At 53.9% G+C, this 17,197-nt stretch carries 14 protein-coding genes, 1 other RNA gene and 2 pseudogenes; 2 read left to right on the top strand and 15 right to left on the bottom strand.

Features of this window, described 5'->3' with window-relative positions:
• From istB to secG, 7 genes and pseudogenes are all read right to left on the bottom strand, one after another.
• Positions 1-482, bottom strand: a pseudogene (gene istB / locus CD000_RS17690) (IS21-like element IS5376 family helper ATPase IstB); the annotation flags it as partial.
• The gene (gene istA / locus CD000_RS17685; RefSeq protein ID WP_096226194.1) at positions 479-1,681 is read right to left on the bottom strand and encodes an IS21-like element IS5376 family transposase; all 1,203 of its coding nucleotides are present in this window, start codon (positions 1,679-1,681) and stop codon (positions 479-481) included. The pseudogene istB and the gene istA, both read right to left, overlap by 4 nt.
• Positions 1,682-2,166: 485 nt before the next feature.
• Positions 2,167-2,518, bottom strand: a transfer-messenger RNA (tmRNA) gene (gene ssrA / locus CD000_RS17680).
• A gap of 341 nt (positions 2,519-2,859) precedes the next feature.
• On the bottom strand, positions 2,860-3,327 hold the full coding sequence (gene smpB, locus CD000_RS17670; protein WP_013144268.1) for an SsrA-binding protein SmpB: 468 nt from the start codon (positions 3,325-3,327) through the stop codon (positions 2,860-2,862).
• Between the two features lie 81 nt (positions 3,328-3,408).
• A complete protein-coding gene (gene rnr / locus CD000_RS17665) occupies positions 3,409-5,685 on the bottom strand; it encodes a ribonuclease R (protein ID WP_096226193.1) in 2,277 nt (758 codons plus the stop codon).
• Between the two features lie 22 nt (positions 5,686-5,707).
• The gene (gene estA, locus CD000_RS17660) at positions 5,708-6,448 is read right to left on the bottom strand and encodes a carboxylesterase (protein ID WP_096226192.1); all 741 of its coding nucleotides are present in this window, start codon (positions 6,446-6,448) and stop codon (positions 5,708-5,710) included.
• A gap of 74 nt (positions 6,449-6,522) precedes the next feature.
• The gene (gene secG / locus CD000_RS17655; protein ID WP_011232516.1) at positions 6,523-6,759 is read right to left on the bottom strand and encodes a preprotein translocase subunit SecG; all 237 of its coding nucleotides are present in this window, start codon (positions 6,757-6,759) and stop codon (positions 6,523-6,525) included.
• A gap of 738 nt (positions 6,760-7,497) precedes the next feature.
• On the opposite strand from secG, the gene CD000_RS17645 reads away from it, so the two are divergent.
• Positions 7,498-7,713, top strand: a complete 216-nt coding sequence (locus tag CD000_RS17645; RefSeq protein ID WP_096226191.1) for a hypothetical protein — start codon at positions 7,498-7,500, stop codon at positions 7,711-7,713.
• A gap of 99 nt (positions 7,714-7,812) precedes the next feature.
• Here CD000_RS17645 and CD000_RS17640 read toward each other — a convergent pair whose 3' ends face one another.
• Complete coding sequence (locus CD000_RS17640) at positions 7,813-9,309, bottom strand: carboxylesterase/lipase family protein (RefSeq protein WP_096226190.1); 1,497 nt, start codon at positions 9,307-9,309, stop codon at positions 7,813-7,815.
• 131 nt (positions 9,310-9,440) lie between these two features.
• On the opposite strand from CD000_RS17640, the pseudogene CD000_RS18330 reads away from it, so the two are divergent.
• Positions 9,441-9,596 (top strand): annotated as a pseudogene (locus CD000_RS18330) (IS4 family transposase); the annotation flags it as partial.
• Positions 9,597-9,748: 152 nt separating this feature from the next.
• Here the strand turns inward: CD000_RS18330 and eno are convergent.
• The 7 genes from eno to CD000_RS17605 all read right to left on the bottom strand — a co-directional run bounded on the left by eno (position 9,749) and on the right by CD000_RS17605 (position 17,179).
• Positions 9,749-11,041, bottom strand: coding sequence for a phosphopyruvate hydratase (eno, locus tag CD000_RS17635; protein ID WP_011232524.1), 1,293 nt, complete (start codon positions 11,039-11,041; stop codon positions 9,749-9,751).
• 41 nt (positions 11,042-11,082) lie between these two features.
• Positions 11,083-12,618, bottom strand: a complete 1,536-nt coding sequence (gpmI, locus tag CD000_RS17630) for a 2,3-bisphosphoglycerate-independent phosphoglycerate mutase (RefSeq protein ID WP_013524585.1) — start codon at positions 12,616-12,618, stop codon at positions 11,083-11,085.
• Positions 12,611-13,372 (bottom strand): triose-phosphate isomerase, encoded by a 762-nt coding sequence (gene tpiA, locus CD000_RS17625; RefSeq protein ID WP_011232526.1) that lies wholly within the window; start codon positions 13,370-13,372, stop codon positions 12,611-12,613. The genes gpmI and tpiA overlap by 8 nt, the downstream gene beginning before the upstream one ends.
• 61 nt (positions 13,373-13,433) lie before the next feature.
• A complete protein-coding gene (locus tag CD000_RS17620; RefSeq protein ID WP_096226189.1) occupies positions 13,434-14,618 on the bottom strand; it encodes a phosphoglycerate kinase in 1,185 nt (394 codons plus the stop codon).
• Between the two features lie 122 nt (positions 14,619-14,740).
• Complete coding sequence (gene gap / locus CD000_RS17615) at positions 14,741-15,748, bottom strand: type I glyceraldehyde-3-phosphate dehydrogenase (protein ID WP_011232528.1); 1,008 nt, start codon at positions 15,746-15,748, stop codon at positions 14,741-14,743.
• A gap of 42 nt (positions 15,749-15,790) precedes the next feature.
• Positions 15,791-16,810 carry a sugar-binding transcriptional regulator gene (locus CD000_RS17610; protein WP_011232529.1) on the bottom strand — a complete coding sequence of 340 codons (1,020 nt, stop codon included), beginning with the start codon at positions 16,808-16,810 and terminating at the stop codon, positions 15,791-15,793.
• Between the two features lie 123 nt (positions 16,811-16,933).
• On the bottom strand, positions 16,934-17,179 hold the full coding sequence (locus CD000_RS17605; protein WP_014196719.1) for a glutaredoxin family protein: 246 nt from the start codon (positions 17,177-17,179) through the stop codon (positions 16,934-16,936).
• Positions 17,180-17,197: the final 18 nt, after the last annotated feature.

Raw genomic sequence — 17,197 nt, 5'->3', positions numbered from 1 at the left:
GTTGGCTTCACAAAGACACGAAGCTTTTTCTCCAACTTTCCTTCCTGGTCGGCTCTTCTTAACTGATTGACCAAATCGTGAGCGGTAATAAAATACGTTTTATATCCTCTTGCGATCGCCTCCATTCCAATCGAAATTGCCAGATGTGTCTTCCCGATCCCCGGTGGACCGAGAAAGAGGATATTTTCTTTCCGGTCAATAAAGGACAACGTAAGCAGTTCTCGAATCCGGCGCTCATCCACCGAAGGCTGCGCGGTAAAATCAAACGTATCGATCGTCTTGCGATACGGCAGTTTGGACAGCTTGATGAGCGTTTGGATCGATCGTGCCTGTTTTTCGACGATTTCTGCCTCTAATAAGCGGAATAAAAACTCTGAATATGATATATTATGAGTAGAGGCGTATTCTGCCATGGCGGACCATCGCTCCGCCATGACAGGCAAATGGAGTTGGTGGCAATACTCGTGTATTCGTTCTTTCATGAGCTTTCCCCTCGCAGGAATGCGTCATAAACGGACAATGGACGAGTATCCACTTCCACCGAAACAGGCGAAATGGTGGCGGCCATTTCCGTCTGTTTCTTTTTGATTTTTTCGGCGAATGAAATCACTTTTTTCTGTTGGTCCACGTGAGAAATCTCCTCCCCTCGAAAGTACAATCGAATATCTCCATTTAATCGCTCCTTCACCAGAATTTCTTTGCCCGCATACTCCGCCGATAAGAGCCATTGTTCCCCTTTGTAGGAGAAACTGCCATCCCAATGCACCTTCCGATAGGAAAGATAGCTCGTATCGTAATCGTTCAACGGGAGAGGTTTCAGCTGTTCCTCTGCCCAACGCTCTTGTGGAGGAATGCCGGTAGTGGCGTTTGGCTTCCGATTCGCCACTTGATCGAGCCAACGATGGAAAAGGAAATTTAATTCTTCGATGCTTTCAAACGATGTTCCTACATAGAAGTGATCCATAATATACTGAATGGCTCGTTCGACTTTTCCCTTTGTCTGGGCCCGGTAAGGCCGGCATACTTTTGGAATAAATCCGTAGTAACTCGCAAATTCGGAAAATCGTTGATTCCATTTCACCACTCCTTGTTCTCGCCCGTCTGTAACGGTCTTCATATTGTCAAATAACACCTTCTTCGGAACCCCGCCAAAGTACTTGAAGCTCTGAATCAGGCATTCCATTAAGTGTTCCTGATCCTGGCTGACCGTAAATACCGCGTATTTCATCCGCGAATAGCCTAACACAGCCACAAATAGCGATAACTTGACTTTTCTCCCTTCGATCACGACCTCCCCGACTTCTTTCCAATCGACTTGCATTTGTTCGCCAGGAAGCGTTTCATAACGAACGGTGTATTTCTTTTTCGCCGTCTCTCGGAAAGGTTTCATATAGTCTTTTAAAATCGTCTTTCCTCCCGTATAGCCCTGTTGTCGAATTTCAAAAAACAACTTTTCGCTATTAAACACCCCATCTTCTAACATTCGTTTTTGAAGATACGGCTTAAATGGATCTAACTTGCTTTTTCTTTGTTTTCGCTTGGATTTGGAAGGAGGATTGGGGGAGTGAATATATTTTCGGACGGTTTTCCGATCGATCCCCAATTCCCTCGCAATATCGGAAATACTCATTCCCCTTTCATACATCTCTTTGATCATAAAAAATTCCCCTCTCGTAATCATGAACCATAGCTCCTCTCGTTGACACTATGGTTCTATTGTAAGTGGGGAATTTTATTCCGGCTATATTGGGGATTTTATCATCGGCTTTAACATCTATACTGTAGGTGAGCAAATTAGCTAACATAAATTTACAGCCAAACCAAAAAGGCGACATGGACTCGATTCCTTGGTTAGAATAGACAAGTGCAGCTCTTGGCGGCGCTAGAGTTGAGGCCGCCTCCGAAGATTCTAGGCATCCATCCTCGCGCCTAGATACACGCTGGAAGGATGCCCAAATGCCTCTTGTCCCTTTGGCATCAAGGGATGAGAGGCATTTTGTTTACTTAGTCACTGTCGAACTCGGTATACAATGCAAGGTAAAAACGCGGTGCAAAATTTTTTCGTATTCTATCGTTTTTTGGGGATTCCCAAAAAATGAAAAACGACCGCAAACGCGGTCGCATCAAGGGTTTCACGATTTCGCATCCGAACCGTTCGGATGTTGGAAATGGAGACGGTGGGAGTCGAACCCACGTCCAGAGGCATCGCCACTTAAGCATCTACGAGCGTAGTCGGTATATTTCGCTTCGCCGTCCGTTCCGCCTACCGACAGGCCTCCCGGCGGCTAGCCTGGTTCGTCTCTTCCCTCATCCTCAGGCGGCGGATTTGGGCGTAGCCCGCTTCATATGAGCCCCTCGAACGCCACGCGGGCGATGGCGGGAGGAGCTAGCTGCAGCAATTAGGCAGCTAAAGCGTAGTTTTGTTTGCCAGTTATCTTTAGGTGACGTTTTTACGAGGACGTCCCCCTCGGCTCGCCGCTTAAGCTCGACCTACCCCTGTCGAATCCGGATCGTCCCCGCGGTGCGAAGAGATCGGAACAGCTTAAGCATCGGATAACTGGCTGTTGCACTTTTTATTATACCATGACGCGGTGCATTTTCAATGGGAATGTTTTCAATCTCGCCAAAAAACAGGCTCTTCTCCGAATGTTGTGCCGGATGATTGAGAACACGGCTTCTTGGCACTTGCCAAGAAAAATCAGCCCATCCCATTTTCCGTACACGGCGACGCAAGAAATGCCCCCGCTTGCCGCGATGAACCAAACATCCCTCCGCCGTTCCCAAACCGGCAATGCCCGCCAAAAGCCCGATGTTTCAGGCTCCCGCCCTCGACAAATGCCCGCTCGGCGGCTTGCCTCTCTACAGCTTTTGCCGCTCGCGGAACGCCCGCTCGATTTCGCGCTGCGCTTCTTTCCGCTTCATGTCTTCCCGTTTGTCGTATTTTTTCTTCCCTTTGGCCACTCCAAGCTCCACTTTGGCAAAGCCGTTTTTAATGTACAGTTTGAGCGGCACGAGCGTATACCCTTGCTCTTTCGTGTAGCCGATCAGCTTGTTGATTTCGCGGCGGTGCAGCAAAAGCTTTCTCGTCCGCAGCGGATCATGGTTGTAGCGGTTGCCTTGTTCATACGGGCTGATATGCATGTTATGGAGAAACACTTCCCCTTTTTCCACTTTGGCGAACGAATCTTTCAAGTTCACCCGGCCGTTGCGGATCGATTTGATTTCCGTCCCTTGCAGCACAAGGCCGGCTTCATACGTTTCTTCGATGAAATAGTCGTGGTGCGCTTTTTTGTTTTGGGCGATCACTTTTCCTTCGCCTTTGGGCATCCGTTTTCCCCCTCCTCATTGTAGCGTTTCTTATTTTACCAAAAACGAAAAAGAAGGAAAAGCCGCCCGTTCGGCTTTTCCTCACCGTTTTTTCTTTTTCTTCTTTTTCGCCTTCGCGCTGCGGTTTGAGCCGCTTTGCGCTTTCGGCTCCGCCTTCGCTTTTCCTTTCTTTTGCTTTTTCCCTTCAATGACGACCGGAGCGGCTTTCGCTTTCGGCGGACGGCGTCCCTTCATGCCGACGACTTCAAAATCGACGATCCGTTCGTCTTTGTTGACGTTGATGACGCGGACGGTGATTTCATCGCCGATGCGGTACATTTTCCCGGTCCGTTCGCCGATCAATGCGTAGTGGCGTTCGTCATAGCGGTAATAGTCGTCCGTTAAGTAGCTGACGTGCACCAAGCCTTCGATCGTGTTCGGCAGCTCAACGAACAAGCCGAAGTTCGTCACCGAGCTGATAATGCCGTCAAACTCCATCCCGATTTTGTCTTCCATAAACTCGGTTTTCTTCAGATCGTCCGTCTCCCGCTCCGCCTCAACGGCGCGCCGCTCCATATCGGAAGCGTGTTCGGCAATTTCAGGCAGCTTTTCCGCCCATTTTTGCTGGGTGTCAAGATCCATCTGGCCGTTGATGAGATACGTCCGGATCAACCGATGGACGATCAAATCCGGGTAGCGGCGGATCGGCGACGTAAAATGGGTGTAAAACTCAGTCGACAGACCGTAATGGCCGAGGCTCTCGGCGTCATAGCGCGCCTGCTTCATCGACCGAAGCATGACGGTCGAGATCACCATTTCTTCCGGCTCGCCGCGCACCGCTTCGAGAATTTGTTGCAAAGCGCGCGGATGGATTTGGTTGCCCGTTCCTTTCACGACATAGCCGAAGTTCGTGATGAACTCCAAGAAACGTTGCAGTTTTTCCGGTTTCGGATCCTCGTGAACACGGTAAATAAATGGCACGTTCAACCAATGGAAATGCTCAGCCACCGTTTCGTTCGCCGCCAGCATAAACTCTTCAATCAACCGCTCAGCGACCGACCGCTCGCGCAAGACGACATCGTACGGCTTGCCGTTTTCATCGACAAGCACCTTCGCCTCCTTAAAATCAAAATCAATCGCCCCGCGCTTCATCCGCTTCGCCCGCAAAATGTCGGCAAGCTCAGCCATCAGCTCAAACATCGGCACAAGCGGCGCATATTTTTCCCGCAAGATTTCGTCTTTGTCAACGAGAATTTTATTGACATCGGAATACGTCATCCGTTCCGCCGTGCGGATGACGCTTGGGAAAATTTCATGGCGGACGACTTCTCCTTGCGGGGTGATTTCCATTTCGCACGAGAGCGTCAGCCGATCGACTTTCGGGTTGAGCGAGCAAATGCCGTTCGACAGTCGATGCGGGATCATCGGGATGACGCGGTCAACCAAATAAACGCTCGTGCCGCGTTCATACGCCTCGCGGTCAATAGGCGAGCCTTCCTCAACATAGTAGCTGACATCGGCGATATGAACGCCGAGCTTATAGTTGCCGTTTTCAAGCTTTGTCACGGTGACGGCATCGTCCAAATCCTTCGCATCTTCCCCGTCGATCGTGACGATCATCTCGCCGCGCAAATCGCGGCGCCCTTCCAAGTCTTTCTCCGTAATGACATCCGGCACCCGGTTGGCGTGCTCGATCACGTCTTCTGGAAATTGAAGCGGAAGGCCGTATTTATAGATGATCGCCAAAATGTCGACGCCCGGGTCGTTTTTATGGCCGAGAATTTGGACGACTTCCCCTTCAGCGCTCATTCGTCCTTCCGGGTACGAGGTGAGCCGGGCGACGACTTTATGCCCTTCGACCGCGCCGTTCGCCGCGTTTTTCGGGATGAAAATGTCATTGACGATCCGTTTGTCATCCGGGATGACAAAGCCGAAATATTTGCTTTCCGTGTACGTGCCGACGACCTCTTTCACCCCGCGTTCCAAAATGCGGACGATCGTTCCTTCGCGGCGCGCCCCGGATGAATCGGCTTGGACGCGCACAAGCACCGTGTCGCCATGCATGGCGTTTTTCAGTTCGGACGGCGGGATGAAAATATCATCCAGTCCCGGCTCCTCCGGTGTGACAAACGCGAATCCTTTCGGGTGGCCAATCACCTTGCCGCGCACGAGATTCATCCGCTCGGGCACGCCGTAGCGGTTGCTGCGCGTCCGGACGACAAGACCTTCCTCTTCCATGGCGACAAGCGTTTTGACAAACGTTTTAAACTCCTCAGCATCCGCAATCCCAAACGCTTCCTCCAGTTCCTCAACGGTCAGCGGTTTGTACGCCTCATCGCGCATAAACGTTAAAATGCGTTCGGCCAACATATGATCCATTGGCCATCCCCTCCTTTCTCCATTACCAATCTAACGATTCAAGAAATGCATAAATATCTTCATGCAGCTGATCTTTTTCTTGATCAAGCGTAATCACATGGCCTGATTGCTCATACCATTTGATTTGTTTGACCGGCGATTCAATTTCGTTATAAATGATGTTCGCGCTGTCTGGATTGATCATCTTATCATGGCGCGCTTGGACGACGAACGTCGGTGCATAAACCAAATCAAGGTGGGCACGCACATCGGCAATGAGTTCTTGCAAGGCTTTCAACGTCTTCATCGGCGTTTGTTTGAACCGTTCCATTTCCTGTTCGATTTGTTCCTCTGATTTCCCTTCCCGCTTTTTATACTCGCGCGCATACTCGAGCACGCCTTCGTACATCGTTTCTTCGCTTTTGATGTACATCGGCGCGCACATCGTCACAATGCCTTGTATAGGTACAGTGTAGCCTAATTTGAGAGAAAATACGCCTCCAAGCGACAATCCAGCCACGGCAATTTTTTCGTAGCCTTTGTTTTTCAAAAACTGATAGCCGTTCATGACGTCTTGCCACCAATCATCCGGTCCGGTGTGGACGAGCTCTTCCGGCGGCACGCCATGCCCTTTGTAAATCGGAGCGTGGCACGTATACCCTTTCGATTCCAAGAATCGCCCAAGCATCCGAACGTCGGCGGAATTGCCGGTAAACCCATGCAAAAGCAGCACCGCCCGCTCCCCGGCTTCAAAGAAAAACGGCTTCGGCGGAACAATTTTCATCATAGGTTCTCCTTCCTCTCTGGTGTGAAATAGAAAGGGCAGCCCTTCATTCTATGGACCGCCCCATGTTTGACTTATGATGGCTGTACGTACGTAACCAGGATCGTCAATACGAAAAACAAAATGGCCAATATGACCGTCACGCGCTGAAACACCGCATCGAGCCCACGGGCTTTCTGCTTCCCGAACAATTGCTCGGCGCCGCCGGTGATCGCCCCCGACAGCCCGGCGCTGCGGCCCGACTGCAGCAAGACAACCGCGATCAGCGCGATCGACACAATGACAAGCAGCGTCACAAGCAAGGCATGCATGCCTGACACCTCCAACGACCGACGTTGCAATAATTTCACTATACCATAGATCGCCGTTGGCGGCAACTGGCGGGCCTGTCTCAACACGACGAAAGGCACAAATTCACTTTTTTGTGAAACATTAGATTGGAAAGCCCCTCATCTAAAAGTTTTAACTTCCCTCCGAAAGAAGTCTCCTACTTCTAAACGTGAAGGTGCGCCAGCACCAGTGAAAGTGGGAGATGAATTTCGGTTGGCGTTAGCCAACGAATATGATAGAATATGGCTAGAACGGACACCTTCGGAACGAAGGGAAGCGTAAAGGGTTCTTGTGTGTGGCTTACCGTTCAGCGAACACACACAAGTCGCTTGAAGCCCCCACCTCTAAGCGAAGCGTAGGTGGTGGGTAGTTCACAAAAATACAAGCCAGAAGATGCTCAAATGGAGGAAATCGATGAAATCATTGACGAATGCCTGGCAAAAATCGCAACGTATCTGACCTGATCTGATCGGCCTGGAGGCAACGGAAGAATGGAACGGTGTTGAAGGAAAGACTGCGTTTCCTGTCTTTGCAAGACAGCTGAATCGGAGGGCGGGGGCCAAAAAAATTCCCTGCCTCTACCCCTTTGCATAGATGTGGGAACGTTTCATCCTCCATCTGCTTGACGCTCCATGCCTCGGGCGCGGTATGATCATTGTCGTCCGCAGCCGAAATACGTTACAATAGAAAGCAAATCGGCAACGACTGGAGGGACTTCAATGGCAAGACCAGACGAACGAGTCGTCATCGCGATTGACGGCTACCAATTCAAACGGGCGCGCGAGGCAAAGGAAGGGAAAATTTTCGTCACCTCGCCGATCGGGGCGAACTTTACGTTTGACGTCAACGTCATGCGCAAGCTCATCGAGGCCATCGACCGCGACCCAGCGCTGGCGGAACAGTTCGGGCTTCCTTCTCAGGGGGCGAACGAATAACAAGGAACGGCGGTTGGCCGTTCCTTTGTTGGTTTAGCGGAGAGAGGCCGAAGCTCCATTTTTCCGCAGACGGCGGTGCTCCCTCACGAATCAAATCTTCTAGCGTCCTTGCCATGCCGCCCGCTCGCGGCCGAACGGGTCGTCCTCGACATGGCTGGCGGCTGAAAAGACAAACACCGGTTTGCGCTCGTTCGTATAGATCGGCCACTTCTCTGGCAAATGCGCGCCGTTCGGGTCGCCGGTGCGGGCGAACGAAAGCCAGGCATAATGCATTTCGTTGGCGATCGCCTCGCGCTCCGGCCGATTGCCGACGAAATTCGCGACGCCCGGCTGATGGAGATTGTGAAACACAAACGGCAGCTCGAGCGCGTGGCATGCTTTCAGCTGTCCGCCGAACACCGGCGTCTCATAATCAAACCGGTACATGTACACATCCGCTCCGTGGGCCGCTTGGGCGTCCGCTGTCCGCAGCATCCCCTCGACAAACACGCGGTACGTCATGATGCGAAGCCACGTTTGCCAGGCGGGCGCCGACGGCTCCGCCGTCTCTGCATAATAGCGAATCGCCGCCTCCGGCACAGGCCCGACTTCACGGTTGATCCGGTCAAGCAGTTCTTTTTCGCCAAGCTTTGTCCACGATGGATCCGTCAAGGTAAACAGGTTGTACTCGTCTTTCGTGACGCCGATGAGAATCGGAATGCCGCTGGCCGCCCCATCGCAGAGCGCTTCGATCGGATGGCGGCGCAATACGCGGCCGTCCACCACCGGACCGTACATGATTCTTGGGCCGAGCGACAGCGCCGACCGCAGCAGCTCCTCGGCTGGAATCGACAAGAGCCGGCCGCGGTCGCCCGGACGGATGCCGGCGCGCTCGAGAATGCGTTCGGTCATCGCCATCGCGGTCTTGGGCGAACGGAGAAGAAGCGATCCCGAACCGCTTTGCAACATGGCGCGCCGAAACAGCCCCTTCGCCTCCGGAAGCGACAACAGCACGCCGACGCTCGCCGCTCCCGCCGATTCACCGAAAATCGTCACATTGTCCGGATCACCGCCAAACGCCGCAATGTTCTCCTTCACCCAGCGCAGCGCCGCCACTTGGTCCAAAATGCCGAGATTCCCGGCTTGCGCGTACGCTTCGCCGAACGAATCACCGAGATGCAAAAAGCCAAACACGTTCATTCGGTAGTTGATCGTCACGACGACGACATCGCCGTGTTTCGCAAACGCCGTCCCGTCATACCACGGCGAAGAACCCGAGCCGAACAAAAAGGCGCCGCCGTGAATCCAGACGAGCACCGGCCGCTTCTTCCCATCCGCCGCCGGCGACCAAACGTTCAGGTACAGCCCGTCTTCGCTCGGCGGCTCGCTCATCCGCCCGAGCAATCCGCTGAAAATCGGATCCGACGGCTGCATCACGACAGGACCGAAGGCAGTCGCCTCCCGCACCCCATCCCATGCCTCAGGCGGCTCCGGCGGCAGAAACCGGCGCTCACCGACCGGCGCTTTCGCGTACGGAATCCCTTTCCAAACAAAAACACCTTCCTTCATCCCGCCGCGCAACCGCCCATACCGCGTCTCGACAATCATTTGTTCCATCCCCATCCCCTAATATTCTGATGATTCAAAAAATATTATAAACGAAAAAACCACCTCCGTCCATCGCTTTGTCCTATGCAGGGCAATGTCAGCTCGTTTGATTTGATGCAAAAAATTGTTTCTGATGAGGATCGGATTTTACTTGTCAATTCGGAACAAAACAATGTCGTTCCAAAAAGCGCCATCGCGTCGTGATCTTTCAGGATGCGAACGGGCATGACATCCGTGTGGTCACAAACCTCTTGAAGGTATCGATGGAAAAGATTACCGAGATGTATCAAGCGCGCCATCATAAAACGACTATTTACGATCCCATCTGATGAAGAGGCGCAGCTTTCCTGAATGCGTCAAGACGTCTTGATCACCGCCGGCCATTCGATTCTCTTTTCGCCTCCGTCAAAACGACAGGCGCCCCCTCCGTTGGGGACGCCTGTTCCCGTTATTTTTTCAAATTGTAAAACGAGCGGATGCCTTGGTAAATGGCCGTGTGGCCGAGTTCATCTTCAATGCGGAGCAGCTGGTTGTATTTCGCGACGCGGTCGGTGCGCGACGGCGCGCCCGTTTTGATTTGGCCGGCGTTGGTGGCGACGGCGATGTCCGCGATCGTGCTGTCTTCCGTTTCGCCGGAACGGTGCGAGACGACGGCGGTGTAGCCGGCGCGTTTCGCCATTTCGATGGCGTCAAACGTTTCGGTGAGCGTACCGATTTGGTTCACTTTGATCAAAATCGAGTTGCCGACGCCTTTTTCAATGCCTTCGGCCAGTTTTTTCGTGTTTGTGACAAACAAGTCGTCGCCGACAAGCTGGACTTTTTTGCCGAGCCGCTCGGTCAGCAGTTTATGGCCTTCCCAGTCGTTTTCATCGAGCCCGTCTTCGATCGAGATGATCGGATATTTCGATACAAGCTCTTCATACCAAGCGACCATTTCTTCCGACGTTTTCACAACGCCTTCGCCTTCAAGATGATATTTGCCGTCTTCTTTGTTGTACAGCTCGGACGAGGCAACGTCCATGGCGAGCATCACTTGTTCGCCCGGTTTGTAGCCGGCTTTTTCGATCGCTTCGATGATCGTTTGCAGCGCTTCTTCGTTCGATTTCAAGTTCGGGGCGAAGCCGCCTTCATCGCCGACGGCGGTGTTGTAGCCTTTCGCTTTCAGCACCGCTTTTAAGCTGTGGAAAATTTCCGCCCCCATGCGCAGCGCTTCGCGGAAGCTTTCCGCGCCGACCGGCATGATCATAAATTCTTGAATGTCGACGTTGTTGTCCGCATGCGCGCCGCCGTTTAAAATGTTCATCATCGGCACCGGCAGCGTTTTGGCGTTAAAGCCGCCTAAGTATTGGTACAGCGGCAGGCCAAGCTCGTCCGCTGCCGCGCGGGCCACGGCGAGCGAGACGCCCAAAATGGCGTTGGCGCCAAGCTTGCTTTTGTTTTCCGTGCCGTCTAATTCAATCAGCTTCCGGTCGATCGCCACTTGGTCGGCGACCTCCAGGCCGATGATTTCCGGCGCGATGATTTCGTTGACGTTTTCGACCGCTTTTAACACCCCTTTGCCGAGGTAGCGGTTTTTATCGCCGTCGCGCAGTTCGACCGCTTCATATTCCCCGGTCGAGGCGCCGCTCGGCACCAAGGCGCGGCCGAAGCCGCCGTCTTCTGTGTACACTTCCACTTCCACCGTCGGGTTGCCGCGCGAATCGAGCACTTCGCGAGCGTAGACATCGATAATGGCAGACATGGGAACACACTCCTTTTCGTATCGTTTTCTCAAGATCATCGTTATTTGACAATCAACGATTTCCCCGTCATTTCTTTCGGCTGCGGCAAGCCGAGCAAATCAAGCATCGTCGGCGCCAAATCGCCTAAGATGCCGCCGTCTCTAAGCTTGATGCCTTTTTTCGTCACGATGACCGGCACCGGATTCGTCGTATGAGCCGTTTGCGGCTTGCCGTCCGGCGTCAATACTTCATCGGCGTTGCCGTGGTCGGCGGTGATGATGGCGATGCCGCCTTTGGCCAAAATGGCATCGACGACTTTGCCGAGGCATTCGTCCACTGCCTCCACCGCCTTGATCGTCGGTTCGAGCTTGCCCGAATGGCCGACCATATCCGGGTTGGCGTAGTTCAAAATGATCGCATCGTACTTATCGGCTTCAATTTCCTTGAGCAGCGCATCGGTCACTTCATAGGCGCTCATTTCCGGCTTCAAGTCATACGTCGGCACTTTCGGCGAGTTGATCAAAATCCGGTCTTCGCCTGGAAATTTCTCTTCGCGGCCGCCGCTCATAAAAAACGTCACGTGCGGATATTTTTCGGTCTCGGCGATGCGCAGTTGGCGCAGTCCGTGCTGCGACAGCACTTCCCCAAGCGTGTTGTCAAGGTTCGTCGGCTTGAACGCCACGTACCCTTTCACCGTTTCGCTGAAATGGGTCAAGCAGACAAAGAACAAATGCTTCGGATGTTTCGGGCCGCGGTCAAACTCGCGGAAATCTTCGTTCGTAAACGTGTTTGAAATTTGGATCGCCCGGTCAGGGCGGAAATTATAGAAGATAATCGCGTCATTGTCTTGAATCGTCGCCACCGGCCGGCCGTCTTCGCGGACGATGACCGACGGCAGGACGAATTCGTCGTAAATGCCGTGTTTGTACGAGTCCTCGATGCATTCGAGCGGATCGCGGTACGTCGGCCCTTCCCCGTACACCATCGCCCGATACGCCTTTTCGACGCGGTCCCACCGCTTGTCGCGGTCCATCGAGTAGTAGCGGCCCGATAACGTCGCGATTTCGCCGACGCCATATTCCTTGATTTTTTCCTGCAGTTCTTTGATGTATTGCGGCGCTGTTTGCGGGCCGACGTCGCGGCCGTCCAAAAAGCCGTGGATGTACACACGCTTCACGCCTTCTTTCGCCGCCAAGCGCAAGAGGGCGTACAAATGGTGAATATGGCTGTGCACCCCGCCGTCGGAAAGCAAGCCGAACAAATGCAAGCTTGTCCCATGTTGTTTCACATGGTTCATCGCCGCCAAAAACGTTTCATTCCGGTCAAACTCGCCTTCGCGAATGGCAATGTTGACTCGCGTTAAGCTTTGGTACACAATGCGCCCGGCGCCGATGTTCAAGTGTCCGACTTCCGAGTTGCCCATCTGCCCTTCCGGAAGCCCGACCGCCTCGCCGCACGCCTTGAGCGTTGTGTGCGGGTATTCGTTCCAATAGCGGTCAAAGTTCGGTTTGTTCGCCTGAGCGACCGCATTGCCGTACGTTTCGTCGCGCAGCGCAAATCCGTCTAAAATGATGAGCGCAACCGGTTTTTTACTCATGGCGGCCCGCCTCCACCAATTGCAAGAATGAAGCCGGCTCGAGGCTCGCCCCGCCGACTAAGGCGCCGTCGATCTGTTCTTGCGCCAAGAAGTCGCGGATGTTGTCCGGTTTGACGCTGCCGCCGTATTGGATGCGGATCGCTTCCGCCGCCTCCGGGCCAAACAGGCGCGAAACAACCGAACGGATATGGCCGCAGACGCTGTTGGCGTCTTCCGGTGTTGATGATTTGCCCGTCCCGATCGCCCAAATCGGCTCGTAAGCGATGACCGCTTGCTTCACTTGTTCCGGCGTCAAGCCGGCGAGCGCTTTTTCCACTTGCGAGGCGACAACGGCGTTCGTCTGCCCCGCTTCCCGCTCCTCAAGCGATTCGCCGCAGCAAATAATCGGTATAAGCCCGCGGGTGAAGGCGGCCAACACTTTTTTGTTCACGGTCTCATCTGTTTCGGCGAACATTTGCCGGCGCTCCGAATGGCCGAGGATGACGTACGTGACGCCGAGGTCTTTCAGCATGACCGGGCTCACTTCGCCTGTGTACGCCCCTTGATCGGCAAAGTGCATCGTTTGCGCCCCGATTTTTAAATCCGTGCCGTCTGCCGCTTGCACCAACCGATCCAAAAAGAGAAACGGCGCGCAAACGACGGAATCGACTTCGTCGGCCGGCGGCACGTGCCCTTTTACGTTCTCGACAAATTGAACGGCTTCCGCCAATGTTTTATGCATTTTCCAGTTGCCTGCAATGATGCGTTTTCTCATCGTTCACCCTTCCTTTCAATGGGCGGCGTCAGCCGCCATGCGCCAAATCCGGCGCCGTGGGTCATTTGTCTTCGAGCGCGACGACACCCGGCAGCTGTTTTCCTTCCATAAACTCGAGCGAAGCGCCGCCGCCGGTGGAGATATGATCCATTTTGTCGGCCAAGCCGAATTTCTCAACCGCCGCCGCCGAATCCCCGCCGCCAATGACCGAGTATGTATCGGCAGCTTCCGCCAATGCTTCAGCGACCGCTCTCGTCCCGTGCGCGAACGCCTCCATTTCAAAGACGCCCATCGGGCCGTTCCAGACAACGAGCTTCGACTCGCGAATGACATCGCGGTACAATTCGCGCGTTTTCGGGCCGATGTCAAGCGCCTCCCAATCGCTCGGAATGGCGTCGATGGCGACGACTTTCGTGTTGGCGTCGTTCGCAAACCGGTCGGCGACGACCACGTCCACCGGCATATAAAAACGGACGCCTTTTTCTTTCGCCTTTTCCATAAACGATTTGGCGAGTTCGATTTTGTCCTCCTCAAGCAGCGACTTGCCGACGTCATGGCCGAGCGCTTTGACGAACGTATACGCCAGTCCGCCGCCGATGATCAAGTTGTCAACTTTTTCAAGCAAATTGTCGATGACGCCGATTTTGTCTTTCACTTTCGCGCCGCCGATGATCGCCGTAAACGGGCGGTCCGGATTCGAGAGCGCTTTGCCGAGCACTTCGAGTTCTTTTTCCATCAAAAACCCGGCCACCGCCGGCAAGTAATGGGCGATGCCTTCCGTCGACGCATGAGCGCGGTGGGCGGCGCCGAACGCATCGTTGACATACAGATCCGCGAGCTCCGCAAACGCTTTGGCCAGCTCTGGATCGTTTTTCTCTTCGCCAGGGTAAAAACGGACGTTCTCAAGCAAGAGCACGTCGCCTTCGTTCAAACGGTCGACCGCCGCTTTCACCTCATCGCCGACCGCTTCATTCGTTTTGGCGACCGGCCGTTCAAGCAGCTCGCCGAGCCGCTTCGCAACGGCATCCAAACGCAATTCTTCGACCACTTTTCCTTTCGGGCGGCCGAGGTGGCTCGCCAAAATGACTTTCGCCCCGTGCTCGATCAAATAGCGGATCGTCGGGAGTGCGGCGCGAATGCGCGTGTCATCGGTGATCGCGCCTTCTTCCATCGGCACGTTGAAATCAACGCGGCAGAAGACGCGCTTTCCCCTCACCTCAACGTCGCGGATCGTCTTCTTGTTCATCGTTCGTGCCCCCTTTTGGCTGCAGTTTGGACAAAGGAAAAGGAGTGGGGATCATTTCCCCGCTCCCCTCCATTTCCCTATTATAGACTTGAACGGATGGAAAACTCAACGCCAAGCTGGTTTTACAGCCCTTTCGAGGCGATGTAGGCGGCCAAGTCGACGACGCGGTGCGAATAGCCCGTTTCGTTGTCATACCACGAAACGACTTTCACCATTTTGCCTTCAATGACCATTGTCGACAACGCGTCGATCGTCGACGAAGCGGTGCTGCCGTTGTAGTCGCGCGACACGAGCGGTTCTTCGCTGTAGGCCAAAATGCCTTTCAGCTCGCCTTCCGCTGCTGCTTTCAACGCGGCATTCACTTCTTCGACCGTCACTTCTTTTTCCAATTCCGCCACCAAGTCGACAACTGATACGTTCGGCGTCGGCACGCGCATTGCCATGCCGTTCAATTTGCCTTTCAGTTCCGGCAAGACAAGCGCAACAGCTTTCGCCGCCCCGGTCGTCGTCGGAATGATCGATTCCGCGGCCGCGCGAGCCCGGCGCAAATCTTTATGCGGCAAGTCCAAAATTTGTTGGTCGTTTGTGTACGAGTGAACGGTCGTCATCATGCCGCGGACGATGCCGAATTTTTCATGCAGCACTTTGGCAAACGGCGCCAAGCAGTTCGTCGTGCACGAAGCGTTCGAGATGACATGATGGGCTTTCGGATCGTATTTGTCTTGGTTGACGCCCATGACGATCGTAATATCCTCGTCTTTCGCCGGTGCGGAAATGATCACTTTTTTCGCACCCGCTTCCAAATGTTTGGCGGCGTCTTCGCGTTTCGTGAAGCGGCCGGTCGACTCAACGACGATGTCAACGCCGATCTCGCCCCACGCCAAGTTCGCCGGATCGCGTTCCGCCTTGACGATGATTTCTTTGCCGTTGACGACCAAGTTGTTGCCGTTCACCGACACTTCGGCATCCAGACGGCCATGGACGGAGTCGTACTTCAACAAATGAGCAAGCGTATTCGCATCGGTTAAATCGTTCACCGCCACCACTTCAATGTCCGGGTTTTTCAATGCCGCGCGGAAGACGTTGCGTCCGATGCGGCCAAATCCATTGATTCCCACTTTGACTGCCATCTTATTTTCCTCCTTGCGATTGGATTGTATCAGCAAGGGAGATTACTCCCCTACGAACGCTTTTGCGGCTCCTTCGTCCGTCACCAATAGCGAGTGCGGCGCCCGTTTCATGTACGCGCGAATGGCTTTCGCCTTCGACGCCCCTCCGGCGACGGCGATGACATGCTCGACATGCGGGAGGTGTTCAAGTTGAATGCCGACTGTTTTCACTTTATGGACGACGTCGCCGTACTCGTTGAAATAGTAGCCGAACGCCTCGGCGACCGCATGGCGGGCGATGATGTTCTCCATCTCTACAGGCGGCGTCTTCCGCCGCTTGGCCATCGTCACCGCTTCACCGATGCCATGGACGACCATGCGGCATGATTGGATGAGCTCAAGCACTTCTTTCACCGCCGGCTCTTCGACAAGCGACGCGTACGCTTCATCGCTCAGCTGGTCAGGCACGTGCAGCAACCGATAGCGGCCCATCGCTTTTTCCGCCATTTTCGCACAAATCGTGTTCGCCTGATTCTCGACATCTTCGCCAAGGCCGCCGCGCGCCGGCACGAACAACACATCGCGAAGCTTCGAATCCGGCGTCATCATCTCCGCGACCGCCGCCATCGTCGTTCCGCCGGCCACGGCGACGATGTCCCCGGGCTCAAGCAGCTCCTTCATGCAGGCGACACACGCTCTACCCATTTCTTTTTTTACCCAAGGGGAACGGTCGCTATCCCCGGCAACGACAATCACCCGCGGAATGCCGAGCTGTTCCTGCAGCGCGGCTTCCAGCTCTTTGAGTCCGAGCGCTTCCCGCATCAAATCATTGAGCGTATGAAGGAGCGCCTGGCCTTCCTCCGTCAACCGCATGCCCGACACATCGGCGGAAAGCAAGTTTTGTCCTTTCAAAAATTCTGTTTCCGACCGGAGCACCCGCTCACTCATGCCGAGGCTCGCCGCCAGCGCCCGCCGCCCGATCGGCGCCATAAGCGAAATGGAGTGCAAAATTTGATATCGTTTTTGCATAACGTCAAGCAAGTCAGGCAATAATTTTTTTTGTGCCTCCAATAACGGCTGCATGGATCCTTTCTCCTCGATTGAATATAGGGACATCTTATGTCCCGGTATGACATATTATGTCCCGCAGTGCCATAAAAAATTCCTCCCGCGTCATTTTCATTATAGCAGGAGGACGATAGCCGTTCAACTGTTTTGCGCCCGCCGCAACCGTTTTCTCACCGCTTCTTTTTCAATCGCTCCCCAGCCGATTTCTTCGCCATCCAATTCCACAACCGGGATCATCAGCTGATATTTTTCCAGCAGTTCATCATCTTTGTAAATATCAATTTCTTCCAGCGTAAACGAATAGTCCGCCCGCAGCTCCGTCAAAACGGCTTTCGCTTTGTCGCAGAGCGGGCAATTCGTTTTCGTATACAATCGGATATGCATTCATTTCTTCCTCTCTTT

Source organism: Geobacillus sp. FJAT-46040 (assembly GCF_002335725.1).
GTDB lineage: Bacteria > Bacillota > Bacilli > Bacillales > Anoxybacillaceae > Geobacillus > Geobacillus thermoleovorans.
The sequence above is the reverse complement of the archived record's forward strand: the minus strand, read 5'-3'. Positions and strand labels throughout refer to the sequence as shown.

What these genes read in the sequence shown, in the direction of transcription:
- CD000_RS17620 (WP_096226189.1), bottom strand. Translation starts at nt 14,618, where the DNA reads ATGAACAAGAAGACGATCCGCGACGTTGAGGTGAGGGGAAAGCGCGTC.
- secG (WP_011232516.1), bottom strand. Translation starts at nt 6,759, where the DNA reads ATGCATGCCTTGCTTGTGACGCTGCTTGTCATTGTGTCGATCGCGCTG.
- estA (WP_096226192.1), bottom strand. Translation starts at nt 6,448, where the DNA reads ATGAAAATTGTTCCGCCGAAGCCGTTTTTCTTTGAAGCCGGGGAGCGG.
- eno (WP_011232524.1), bottom strand. Translation starts at nt 11,041, where the DNA reads ATGTCTGCCATTATCGATGTCTACGCTCGCGAAGTGCTCGATTCGCGC.
- tpiA (WP_011232526.1), bottom strand. Translation starts at nt 13,372, where the DNA reads ATGAGAAAACGCATCATTGCAGGCAACTGGAAAATGCATAAAACATTG.
- gap (WP_011232528.1), bottom strand. Translation starts at nt 15,748, where the DNA reads ATGGCAGTCAAAGTGGGAATCAATGGATTTGGCCGCATCGGACGCAAC.
- rnr (WP_096226193.1), bottom strand. Translation starts at nt 5,685, where the DNA reads ATGGATCATATGTTGGCCGAACGCATTTTAACGTTTATGCGCGATGAG.
- CD000_RS17645 (WP_096226191.1), top strand. Translation starts at nt 7,498, where the DNA reads ATGGCAAGACCAGACGAACGAGTCGTCATCGCGATTGACGGCTACCAA.
- gpmI (WP_013524585.1), bottom strand. Translation starts at nt 12,618, where the DNA reads ATGAGTAAAAAACCGGTTGCGCTCATCATTTTAGACGGATTTGCGCTG.
- CD000_RS17605 (WP_014196719.1), bottom strand. Translation starts at nt 17,179, where the DNA reads ATGCATATCCGATTGTATACGAAAACGAATTGCCCGCTCTGCGACAAA.
- smpB (WP_013144268.1), bottom strand. Translation starts at nt 3,327, where the DNA reads ATGCCCAAAGGCGAAGGAAAAGTGATCGCCCAAAACAAAAAAGCGCAC.
- CD000_RS17610 (WP_011232529.1), bottom strand. Translation starts at nt 16,810, where the DNA reads ATGCAGCCGTTATTGGAGGCACAAAAAAAATTATTGCCTGACTTGCTT.
- CD000_RS17640 (WP_096226190.1), bottom strand. Translation starts at nt 9,309, where the DNA reads ATGGAACAAATGATTGTCGAGACGCGGTATGGGCGGTTGCGCGGCGGG.
- istA (WP_096226194.1), bottom strand. Translation starts at nt 1,681, where the DNA reads ATGATTACGAGAGGGGAATTTTTTATGATCAAAGAGATGTATGAAAGG.